Annotated in this window: 7 protein-coding genes; all 7 read right to left on the bottom strand. The window is 53.5% G+C overall.

Annotated features, from left to right (window positions below; all coding sequences use genetic code 11):
- Positions 1 to 174: 174 nt before the first annotated feature.
- Positions 175 to 3,003, bottom strand: a complete 2,829-nt coding sequence (locus tag WC859_09715) for an OmpA family protein (protein MFA5976422.1) — start codon at positions 3,001 to 3,003, stop codon at positions 175 to 177.
- Complete coding sequence (locus tag WC859_09710) at positions 3,000 to 4,949, bottom strand: glycoside hydrolase family 2 TIM barrel-domain containing protein (protein ID MFA5976421.1); 1,950 nt, start codon at positions 4,947 to 4,949, stop codon at positions 3,000 to 3,002. Before WC859_09710 ends, WC859_09715 begins: the two co-directional genes overlap by 4 nt.
- Positions 4,950 to 5,037: 88 nt before the next feature.
- Entirely contained in the window at positions 5,038 to 5,850 is an 813-nt protein-coding gene (locus tag WC859_09705; GenBank protein MFA5976420.1) for a carbohydrate ABC transporter permease, read from the bottom strand.
- A 111-nt stretch (positions 5,851 to 5,961) separates the two neighbouring features.
- Positions 5,962 to 6,852: a sugar ABC transporter permease gene (locus WC859_09700; protein ID MFA5976419.1), complete on the bottom strand. Its 891-nt coding sequence runs from the start codon at positions 6,850 to 6,852 to the stop codon at positions 5,962 to 5,964.
- Entirely contained in the window at positions 6,849 to 8,159 is a 1,311-nt protein-coding gene (locus tag WC859_09695) for an extracellular solute-binding protein (GenBank protein MFA5976418.1), read from the bottom strand. The genes WC859_09700 and WC859_09695 overlap by 4 nt, the downstream gene beginning before the upstream one ends.
- 90 nt (positions 8,160 to 8,249) lie before the next feature.
- Complete coding sequence (locus WC859_09690; protein MFA5976417.1) at positions 8,250 to 9,791, bottom strand: MFS transporter; 1,542 nt, start codon at positions 9,789 to 9,791, stop codon at positions 8,250 to 8,252.
- A gap of 128 nt (positions 9,792 to 9,919) precedes the next feature.
- The gene (locus WC859_09685) at positions 9,920 to 11,902 is read right to left on the bottom strand and encodes a glycoside hydrolase family 2 TIM barrel-domain containing protein (GenBank protein MFA5976416.1); all 1,983 of its coding nucleotides are present in this window, start codon (positions 11,900 to 11,902) and stop codon (positions 9,920 to 9,922) included.
- Between the last annotated feature and the right edge of the window lie 28 nt (positions 11,903 to 11,930).

Raw genomic sequence — 11,930 nt, 5'->3', positions numbered from 1 at the left:
CCGATCTTGATAGACATAAAAAACGTCTTTGGGAGGCGTCGTAGTCTTTGCGGCAGTTTTATTGCCGGCCGCAGAACCGGTTGCGACCAGTCCGAGAACGAACGCCAGTACTAGCCCTGATAGTATTTTCATCTGATTCTCCTTTTATTTTATTAACAGCACAAACGACGTTCTTTACTTCAAAATATCAATCTCAACCCGACGGTTCTGGAGCCGGCCTTCTTCGGTGGCGTTGCTGGCGACAGGGCGTTTCTTCCCATATCCCACGATTTCAATGCGGGACTTGGCAATTCCCCCTTCGCCGATGAGGTAATCGGCAACTGACCGGGCCCGGCGTTCCGAGAGCACTTGATTATGGGCCACGGATCCAACGCTATCCGTATAACCGGAAATCCGCAGCACATTGGTCGGATACGCTTTCAATAAATCCATGACTTGATCCAGGCTGTTCTTGGCCGCGTCTTTTAACTCCGCTCGGTTGACATCAAAGAGGATAAATGAACTCAACGTAACTTTGAGTCCTTCGACCGTGGTTTTGACCGTATAAGCCTCTGAGGGAACGGCCGGCTCAGCCGGGGGTGCTGAAACAACAGGCGCTTCCGGTACCGCAACAGGGCCCTCAGCCTTAGGGGCTCCCCCTGAGACAACGGTCACGGGTTGCGCCGGAGACGTGCTCTCATTGCCGTACAAATCAACAGCGACCAACGTCACGTGATAGGCCCCGGCAGGGACCATTTGGCCCTCAGAATCGAACCCATCCCATCGGATGAAAGCCGTCGGGGATCCGCTGCCCTGCCATCGCCGCACGTTTTTCCCCTCCGCATCGCGAACAAAGAGCTGCCAACTCAAGATACCGCCCGATGCGGAAGCCTTGGGTTGCAAGACCACGGTGCGAACTGATCCGCTGCCATCCGGACTAAATTGAGCATCGCTCACATCCACAGACGCTTCCGGCAAAGAGGACGGCAACGGTTTGCCAAACCCCGACAATTTGTCCCCGAAATTATGGGCCAGCGTAAAGTGATACGTCAGGAAGAACTGGTATTCATTAAAGGCGCCGGTATCGGAACCGATGTAATTATCCATTCGGGTTCCGATGTAACGGAATCCCGCTTCGGCATCCCTTAAAAACACAACCGAGAGTCCGGCCTGGTAAATGTGATGATACTGCCATCCGAACTGGGTATGGTAATCGACCGGCCCCCACTGATCCCTCCCGTACCGCGCAAACATCTTCATCCAACCATTGTCCACGGCTAAACCCGCCGAGAGATAGAGCGAGGAGGGCTTATAATACGTCGTTGTCGACGAATAAACACGCGGCAAACCCGCCAGCGCTTCACCGCCGGAAAGATCAGCGGTTACGCGCCAGTGATTTATTCGGCAGCGGACCAAACCCGTGGCTGATTGGAACGGGTGTTCCGTGGCGAAGGCTCCCGGCTCGGCGAGAAAATCCCAGACCAGGGTGCGGTCTTCGTTATAAAGATAAATACGGTCCGTATTGGTGGGGTAATGGGTCACCCGGTACTGGACAGCCGCCGCCAGAGGAGCGTCTTCGTTCGGATTGACATTCCAATCTTCCAGCACATTGCGTGTAAATCTGAAAAACGGTGAACCGGGCGTGGGGTCATAGACGAGGGTCAGGCTGCCGATATGCGCTTTCCGGTTGTCCCACTGAACCCCGAACGGATCATCCGGGCCTCTTGGAATGGCGACCAAAGCCCCTGGATTGGATGTCGTTCCTTCATACAGGAAAGGCACGGGACCTTTAACCGGCTGGTGATATTCATACGCGCCGGAAAGAGTCCAATCGGTCCAAACCGTCTTTGTCGCGTCCACATCCACCTGTTGTTTATTGCCGGCGACCGGTCCCTCATACAGATACCCCATCCCCACGAGATCAAGAAGTCGGGTCGGATGGATTTCGGTACGCACCGCGCCTCCAAGCGCATCGCCGCTTTTCGTGCGGGCCTCTGTCACGCGGTTGGAACCGTCGACATCCTGGTAGAGACGGTCCAGTCGAAAGGGCTGATAGAGCAACCCGGCATGCCCCAGCACCCGTTCCGAAAAAGCATAACTGGCGTTGTAAGACATCGCCCATCGGCGTTCATCGGTGGATTCAAGACCTAAAGGGACATTTTCGTTCCGGTAGACGAGGCTTTGCTCAAGCGCTCCAAAAACAGGCGCGTCATACTTGGCAAAAGCGCTGGAGCCAAACCCCCAACGGATTTCCGTCCCTCCCAGGGCACGGAAGGTGCCGAAGGGTGATTTGTAGCGCATCTCACCCCCGCGCGGCACCGCCGAACCGGAGACACGACGGAAGTATTCCGTGTCCCCCGCCGTTGGCAGAAGATTAAACAAGTCGTTCTGAGCGACCCATCCCCAAACAGGCACTCCATCAAAACCCCGCAACATGAACGTCTTGTCATCGTATTGGACTTGCGCCCGCACGATTTTAGCGTGATGGCCGTCCTTAAACAGACGATGTTCGTCATTAAGCGGGAACCAATACCGCTGGTCATAGTTGCCGATTAACTCGGCGCCGATGTCCGCCGAGATCGTTGGAATGGGATGAACTCCCAGATCAAAAAAAGCGTTCTGCCCTGCCCGGGCGGTCTGATCTTCCTGATTCCGACTGGAAGGCGTGAAAGTGTAGACGTTGTTAATGCCGGTGGGAGAGGTTTGCTTGGTCCAGCCTGGGAGCAACCGATGGAACGTGACTTCTGCGTCCAGAGCGGAATCCAAACGGACTTCGCCGACAGGAAGTTTAGACGCATCATAGTCCATGATGGGATGGGCCGTGCGGGTCTGCCACCAGGGCAAATAGCTGTCTTCGAGCCAGGCCAGCGAACCGGTCGGACGGCTGAATAAATTGTTGTTGGCCCAACCCAACTCGCTGACCCAAGGTGGATAATACGACTCCGCGGTGGTGGTCCAACCCTGCACCGGAAGAACGGATAAGAAACAAGAGATGAGGAGAGCGTTTTTCCAGCAGGATCTCATTGCGGCTGGCCTCTCTTTGCTAATTCCTTTGGATTCCACAATTCGTCTTTAAAGACAAAATAGGCTTTTCTTAATTGGCGTTCATACGGAGTGTTTTTCCCGTTGCCCTGCCCGGCCACGCCAAACCATTCCTCATAACTCCAGCCATCTGGGAAGGGTCCGTTGAATTGGCCGACCGTATCATGCACCAAGGCATTCGAGGAGGGACCGGCTTTCCACCATTCATCGAGCCATTCAAAAAGCACCCCGCCGATCGCATTGCCGGCGCCGGGACCGCCTGCAGTATTATATTCGATATCGTCCCAATTATTCCGCAAATATTCCGCCTGCAATTCTTCCGTTTCCAGCAGCGATTTTCGATGATGATAGGCGGGACAGCCAAACTCGCTGACAAAAACGGGTTTTCCCCAATTCTCCGCCGCATCCTGCCAGAAACTGTCGCCCAATCCATGGGACCCGCGATAGGCATTAATGCCATAAATGTCGATATCTGGACAGTATTTGATCACCTGGTCAAAAAACGAAACATCCCCGTTGCAAATCGCCACCGGATGATCTTTATCGATGGATTTGATCAACTGGGCGGCCTGATTCACAAGCTCATAATAAGCCTTCGGGTTCTGCCGGGCGTTGTTCGCGTTGCCATAGTTGTTTTCGTTGCCGAGCACCCAAAAGAGCACATATGGCTCATCTTTATAGAGCTCGACCATCGAGCGAACGGAATCCAACATTTTTCCTTTCTGCTCCGGATCACTGTAATCCGTCCCGGCCGACCATTCAGCGTCGGAACCAATGGTGTAAGCGCCGAGATAATCCCCCAGGATGACTCGAATTCCGTACGTCTGATAAAGGTCCAGCAACAGCGCCTTGTTGTAACCATGATGATAAAGACGAAGCGTGTTCACGCCCATTTCTTTCAGGAGTTGAAAGTCCCCGATGACCGGTTCGTCTTTATCCTGTTGATCGTTTCGATTCATATCCACCCAGGAATCATACGCCCCGTCCGTTTTTCCGTTTTGGTTATCATCCGCCAGCATCCAATCGCGATGGAGGACCAGCGACTCATCATCAGGTGATTTCCCTATGGGCGTGGCGTTGTAGGATATGGCGCGCAACAAATAGGGTTGATCATCCACGAGAAGCTGCCAATGCAGGTTATCGTATTGAACCAGCCGGACCTTCCCTCCCCCTAATTTCGCTTTCAGCGATTGGGGGTTTAATTTTATCCGCTTGGGAGGTTTTCGCGATTTGGCCGGGACGATACGGCCGGGATTAATCTCATATATATCATTGAACTGGTTGTTGTCGTAATGGTTGGCAATCCGAAGGCGGCCGTCGTCCAGACGCATTCTCAGTTCGGGATGTTTGCGCGTTAAAAAAGCGATGCTATCCAACGCGGCCGGGCCGACATACCAGGGGGTCTTCCAGGAGGTCATGCTGGATGACTTCGGAAAATGGATCACCACCGCCTGATACGCCTTGATCGCCTGCGCATACAGCCCTGCTTTTTCAAGTATTTGAGCGATATAAAATTGGCGCAAGCCTACGGGTTGATCATAGGCCGACGCCCATTTAAAAAAACTCGCCTGAGGATTATCTGAATTCAAATAATCCCAGACGTTTCCCTCGAGCTGCTTGCCACGCTTCATCTTTTGATAGCTGGGATCTTTCTGGAGGCTGGCCCCATTGGGGTACACCCCTTCTCCAACCGCTTTCCGGAGTCCTGCTATGTCTTTGACAATATATCGATATTGATGCTGTCCAACCTTTGAAAAGTCACCGTATTTTTCATAGTTGACGATGAGTTCGGTCCCCTTATCAAAGAGTTGAAAGGCGGGCGGTGCATCGTTGTGTTTCTGCGACCCGGCCGGAGCGGAGAGAACAACCAATAGCGGAATTAAAATCCCCGCTGCGGCCTTCTTTGGCTGAAGAGGAGTCTTTTTCATGGACATAAGATTATAGGTCATCCCGTGTTACGTTTATGTTAACTATCTTCCCGACTGTAGTCGAATAGTTGAAAAAGGGACTTTTGACTTACATTTTAAGAGCGCCGGCGGTAATGCCGGCAACAATATACCGCTGCATCAGGAAATACAGGGTCATGATAGGCACAATCGAAATAGCGATACCGGCCATCAAGAGCGGGTATTGCGTAAGATGAGATCCCTGAAACACCATCAGCCCGCGCTGCAAAGGCATCAGCGAACGATCGGAAAGAACCAGCATGGCCAGCAGATATTCATTCCACACCGCCAGCGCGTTAAAAACAACTAGAACAGCGATGGCCGGTTTCGCCAGGGGCATAGCCACATGCCAGTACACCTGGAATATGTTGCATCCATCGATGCGGGCGGCATCTTCTAAATCTTGCGGGAGCTTGTCAAAAAACGTTTTCATCAGAAAGATCCCTAGCGCTAATCCCCCGTTAATCTGCGGCAGGATATACCCGAGACGGGTATTGGCCAGATGAAGCTTCACCAAAAGGACATAGAGAGCGATAAACGACCCTGGAATAGGAATCATCATCGTCGAGATGAGCACGATAAAAAGGATGTTTTTACCGGGAAAGCGAAGGCGGGAAAACGCATAGGCCGCCAGGGAAGAAGTCAGGATCACTCCAAGCACAACGACGATGGCATACACGAGACTGTTAAAGAAATATTGTCCGAAATGGCCTTTGGTCCAGGCCCAATAATAGTTTCCCCATTGCGGATTCGGCACCCACAAACGCATGTCTGAAAATATGGTGCTCTGCGTCTTGAGGCTGGACGACAGCATCCACACCAGAGGGAAAAGGCACGTCGCGGCAACGCTGAGACACAAGGCATGGGCCAGCAACAATTTCATCCACCGTCTGAGGCGATACCCCCACGTATAGAATAGAATTCTCTGGGAAGGGCGGGAGACCGGCTGACGTGAGGAGTCTGCATAAACCATGGACGGGAGAAGTCCCTTCGTTTAACTAAACCGTGAAGACCACTTCGACAGCTGCATCTGGAGTATCGAAACCGCCAGTAAGATCAATCCGAATAAAACACCCAACGCGCAGGCATAACCAAACCGCAAGGATCTGACCATGGCGGCCAGAATCCGCGTGATCGGTACTTCCGTATGGATGCCGGGGCCTCCGTTCGTCGTTGAAATAATAATGTCAAAAATCTGCATCGTGCCTAGAATCGTCAGAATTGAAACAAGGAAAAAGACCGGCAACATCAGCGGAACCGTGATCCGCGAGAAGATGGCCCACTCGCCGGCACCATCGACACGGGCCGCTTCGCCGAGTTCCCGCGGAATGGTCTGCAACCCAACCAAGAGAATCACAAAACCCCAGCCAAACCCTTTCCACATATGAATAAGGGCAACGGCCCAGATGGCTGTCGTGGGGTCCGCCAACCAGGCGCGCGTCCAACAAACCAGCCCCAGATGACTCATCAACTGGTTCAGAAGTCCATGGGAACCGTCAAAAATCCAGTTCCACACCAGACCCACCACAATACCGGACAGAACCGGCGGCAGATAAAAGACGACCCGATAGAAATTTTTCCCTTTGATTTCGCGATCCACGATCAGCGCCAGAAGCAACGCCAGCCCGTTCTGGGCCGTCAGCGCCAGCAAGGTGATAAACCCAGCATTTTTCATGGATACCCACCAGGACGAATCATGAAAAAGCGCCTGGGTGAAATTCTGCATGCCGACAAACCTCATATGCGTTGAGATGCCGTCCCATTCAAAAACGCTCAGCTGAAACACTTTCAGAAAAGGAACGATAGAAAAAACGACGAAAAACAGGAGGGCGGGAAGGATAAAGAGGTAGGTGGTGGCCAGATTCCTGAACCGGTTCCAGGTCATCGCATTGTTTGTTCTCGCCGAAGCTTTTCCACTTCGGCCGCCACCTGAGCCGGCGTCTTTTCGCCGATCAGGATGGATTGGATGCCCCGGTCAAAGGCCTCGGTGACCGTCGGGTTCTCTGACACCGGCCAATGCGTCGGCTGCGTCGCCAGGTTCATCCGCGAGGCGAAGGAGCCTAGTACGGGCGGCAACTGAGCCGTGCTGGCGCGGTTGGCTGGGAGATTCAGCGTTTCTCCCGCCAGCACGTTTTGCTGTTCGACAGCGGTCAGCCACCGAAGGAACCGGATGGCCTCGTCCTTCTGAGGAGAATGGGCATTGACAATAAATGATGAACCGGCGCCGCCCCAGATCCGCATCGGATGATGGTCGCTCATCCTCGGGGGCAGCATCACGCCGAAGGAGAGATCGGGATTCATCCCCCGGTACACATCCACGGACCAGGAACCGTTGAGGGCGAAGGCGGCCTTGCCGTTGGCAAAAGTCTGCTCAGCCGTCTTGTTGACCATGGTCACGGCACCGTCCACCAATAGGCCTTCCTTCCGGATCGTTTCAAAGATCCCGAGCACAGCGACCCAGTCCGGGTCAGTATACGGGACTTTCCCACGGAAGGTGTCGAACACCTTGCTCTCTCCCATGAGGTTGAACGCATAACTATTGGCGAAGCAGTCAATCATCCAAAGCTCGCCCCAGCCGCTGACCAATCCCGGAAGGCCCGCGGCCTTCAACCGGTGCCAGGCCGCGATAAATTCATCCCATGTTTGCGGCGGGCGTTCCGGATTCAGCCCGACCTGCCGGAACATGGTCTTATTGTAGAGAATCTGGATGTTCGCGACATCGATGGGGATACCATAGATCCCCGGCGTTATGCCATAGGAGTTCCCCTCGATAAAATGGACCGATGCCAGCGCCTTCTGGAAAAATGTGTTCTGCCAAGCCCGATGATCGGCGGCCAAAACAGACGTCAGATCAGCGATGTGCCCGGAATTAATATAGCTGGCCAGGTCCCGGGGGGATGGATCCAGCACTCCGAAAATGTCGGGCAGGGTGTTCGTCTGCGCAGAGGCACGAACTTTGGAGGCATAGGTATCGGAGGGAGCGTAAAGTTCGAGAGTAACCCGAATCCCAGTCTGTTTCTGGTACTGATCGGCGAGCCGCTGAAACACCTCTTCCCGGTCGGTCATCCAATGCCAGAGAAGAATCCGGCCCTTCGGCGGCGGCCCGCTGGAATCGTTCTTCCTCCCACAGCCGGGAAGAATCCCTATTACCAAGAGGCCAATAACCACCAGCCACACCTTCCGGATGTACAAACCTTTTCCTTTCAGAGGAAATCCCTAAACACACTCCTTGCTTATCAAGGGGCCCTTCAGGAAGACAGAATGGCGGGGACCGTAGATCGGTCAGGCAACGCTGGCTGTTTTGCCGCGTCGTTTCTCCAGCTCCCGGCGAATTTCGCAGGCTCTTTCCTGTGTCAGGTCGTAAGTCGACATCACAACAATAGCCAGGATGTAGGCAATAATCGTAACGCCGATCTCGAATACCCGGAGAAGGAGCAGCGTTGAAGGGGTTTGTTGGCTGCCAAACTCCACATTAAATCCGGTGAAGTTCAGCAGATAGCCTGAAATAGCCAGCGCCAGAGCCATGCCGAGCTTCACCATCCACCAGTAAATGGCTCCGAACGTCGCCTCACGTCGATGACCGTTCTCCAGTTCATCCTGATCACAAACATCCGCAATCATGGAGCAGACGGTTGTAAAGAGTCCAGCAAAACCAAAACTTATGAGAGGCGCTGAAAGGAAAATCCAGTTCACGGCTCCTTTCGCAAATGTCAGATCCCAGTGCGTAAAAATTAACGGGATAGATACGGTGACTACTGCCTGGGAGGACCCGGGGACATAGCACGGCCACTTGATGGCATAGCCCAAGATGGCGAGAACCGTGGATATGATAAATGCCTTCTTTTTTCCAATTCGGGTCGCTGCCCATGCAACAACCGGGATGAGGCAGAACGTACAGATGGAGGAAAACGTTCCAAACCACCCCATGTACTTACCTCCGAAGTTTTGGTCTCCCGCGAATAGGTAGTAAATGATCGTGTAAGAACTCAGTCCTGCAACGATCTGGAATCCGTTGAAAACCAGGAAGGTGGCGAAGACCAGCTTCAAGAAACGAACGTTCTTCAGGGCGACCCAGACACCCGTAAAAAAGCTGGTCGCATGATGCAGCAGCCCTTCCACAAGTCTGCAGGATGTGTTTGTGTCTTTGGATTCCTCCTTTACGGCGATCTTATAGAAAGGCTCCTTGCAGAAGAAAGCTGGGAGTATTCCCAGGATTGCGACAGTGCCGCCCACCCCGATCGCCAACTTGCGTGCGCCCGTCACGCTGTCCGGGAAATAGTCTTTGTTACTCATGATGTACCAGAACCAGGGGATCAGCATCCAAGCGATCTGTCCAATGACATTGGCGTAAGCCTGAATCCGTGTGCGCTCATGATAATCCGCCGTCATCTCATAACCCAACCCGATGAACGGCGCGGCGTAGATGGTATAAGCCATATAAAAAATATTGGTGCCAATCAGAAAGAACCAAAAATAGAAATTCTGGCTGTGGCCGGATGGCAGCTGCCACATCATCGCGAAGATGGTGCCAGCCAAAAGCGCCCCGACAAAAATGAAAGGCCGGCGTCTACCCCATTTGAAAGAGGAGTGGTCGGAAATATATCCCATGACCGGATCGATACAGGCATCGGTCAGTTTGGAGAAAGCCATGATCAATCCGATTTTGGCAGGATCCATCTTCAAGCCAAGGTTGAGAACGATGGTCATGCAGCCGATGGCAGCCGCCAGCAGATTGTTGGCGAGAGACCCAACACCATAGATCACTTTTTGGGAAACGGGAACTCGATCCTGGGGGGTAATTTCAACGGCCGTTGATCCGCTCATAGGGTTCCTTTGATATCCCAGTTGTTAATAAACCCGGAGATTTCCTCTGCACACGGACGGCAAACCTGGCTCGAGGAGACCGCATCAAAGCATATGATTTGTTTGATTGTCAACAAGAAGGCGCACGATCATTTGGAGGAAGGATTCCACATCTCCTTCAAAGTGAAATAGGCCGGTCGAAGGGTGCGCGCGAAGGGACTGCCTTGGCCATTTCCCAGGCTGACGATGCCGAACCATTCTTCATAGCTCCAGCCGTCCAGGAACGGGCCGCCGAACTGGGGAAGGGGGTCATGGTTCTCCGGCCGCAGGTCTTTATAACCCGCGGCGCGGGAATCATACCACGCTGCTTTTTCCTTCTTGACTCTTAAGGGCAGATCACCCCAGGCTTTCCACCATTCGTCGACGAATTCAAACAGGACGCCCCCCAGCGCATTGCCGACGCCATAGCCCGCCATATGCGCTTCGAGATCTTCCCAGCTGTTGCCAAGGTACATCGCCTGGTAGGCTTCTGCTTCGGCCTGGGAGAATCCTCCACCATAGGCAGGCGCGCCGTATTCCGTGACAAGAGCCGGCCTATCGAACAAATTCTGGATATCCCGGAAGAGATTCCGGCCGAAGCCCTGTTCTCCGCGGTAAACATTCGCTCCAATGACATCAACATGGGGGCATTTGGCTCTCATAATATCCATGAACAGAATGTCCCCGTTCGCCACGGCGACGGGACGGGTGGGATCCAACTGATGGATCAGTTCGGCAGCACGGTCCACCAGTTCGAAAAAGGCCTCGGGATCCTTCTTGGCGTTGTTTGCGACGCCGTAGACATTTTCATTCCCAATCACCCACATCAGAATATAGGGTTCGTCCTTGTATTCCTCCACCATCTGCCGAACCCCGTTGAGCATGGTTTGCTGCTGCGTGGGGTTCCGGTAGTCGGTTCCCTCTTTCCAGGAGGCCCCACTGCCCACCGAATAGCCTCCAAGGAGGTCGCCGCACAAGAAATAGAACCCGTATTCCCGGTGAAGACGGCGGAAAAGTTCCTTGTCGTAGATATGGTGGTAAATACGCAAGGTGTTCACGCCCATATCTTTCAGCAGCTGGGCATCCCCGATCGCGGGTTCGTCCAGGTCCTGCTGGCCGTTTCCATTTTTATCGATATAGGACTCAAAGAAACCATCATTTAGACCGTTATGGTTGGTGTCAATCAACTGCCAATCCTTCGACACATCCCAGGTCCCGAAGTCTGGGCTAAGCCCCACCGGCGTAAGGGAATAGGTGATCCCCCGAATGACAAACGGTTTCCCGTCGACGAAAAACTGCCAGTGATGGTTGGCATATTGTCTCAACTGGGTCCGCGGACCGCCCACGGTTTTGATCACCGCCAGTTTGGAAATATTCTTTACCGAGGGGTCTTTCCACTTCCGGACCGGCACCAGCTGACCTGGATCGGCGCTGAACTTGTCATTGGAGGTCAACGTATCAAATTTATTCTGGACGGTGACCCCGCCGCCGGTCCAGCGCATGTCGAACTGGGGATGGCGTCGCAGAAGCTGTTCCAGCCGGTCCAACGAGGCGCAGCCGACGTACCAGGGGGTGTTGAAATACGTGTAGGAAATGGTTTTCGGGAAATGAACGGCCACCGCGTAATACCCTTTAATCGCCTCCTCGGTCAACCCGAGGCGTTCCAGCATAATGGACGTATAGAATTGTTTCACCCCGGGATCTTCAGCCGTAGAGACCCATTTATAAAAATTGAGTGCCGCATTGGGGGTATCGACAAAATTCCAATGATTTCCTTTCAGGCGGCCTTCCTGCAAGAGCGTCTTGTAGCGTGGGTCCTGCAGCGCACTGGTGTTGGGATAAATCCCCTCCCCAACAACACTGGCCAGTTTCTTGAAATCGGTGATGAGATAACGGTAACGGGGCGTGCCCAGGTTTTCAAATTTTCCAAATTTCAGGTAGGGAACGGGCCCTTTGACGCCGGGAAAGGCCAGCGTCAGGGAATCCTGGCTGGGGGCGGCATCGGCGCGGGTGAGGGGGCGCTGGATATCGCCAGCCCACAACCAGGCAGGGACTACAACCAAAGTCAGCGTCGCGAAAATAGGGTAGCGCATAAGAATCTCCTAAAAAATGGTTATACAT

It is taken from the genome of Elusimicrobiota bacterium, from assembly GCA_041660185.1.
Lineage (GTDB): Bacteria > Elusimicrobiota > Elusimicrobia > 2-01-FULL-59-12 > 2-01-FULL-59-12 > JBAZWU01.
This window is presented reverse-complemented; position numbering and strand designations above follow the sequence as displayed.

Coding starts and splice junctions, on each gene's coding strand:
- WC859_09705 (MFA5976420.1), bottom strand. CDS start 5,850: ATGAAATTGTTGCTGGCCCATGCCTTGTGTCTCAGCGTTGCCGCGACG.
- WC859_09690 (MFA5976417.1), bottom strand. CDS start 9,791: ATGAGCGGATCAACGGCCGTTGAAATTACCCCCCAGGATCGAGTTCCC.
- WC859_09685 (MFA5976416.1), bottom strand. CDS start 11,902: ATGCGCTACCCTATTTTCGCGACGCTGACTTTGGTTGTAGTCCCTGCC.
- WC859_09710 (MFA5976421.1), bottom strand. CDS start 4,949: ATGAAAAAGACTCCTCTTCAGCCAAAGAAGGCCGCAGCGGGGATTTTA.
- WC859_09715 (MFA5976422.1), bottom strand. CDS start 3,003: ATGAGATCCTGCTGGAAAAACGCTCTCCTCATCTCTTGTTTCTTATCC.
- WC859_09700 (MFA5976419.1), bottom strand. CDS start 6,852: ATGACCTGGAACCGGTTCAGGAATCTGGCCACCACCTACCTCTTTATC.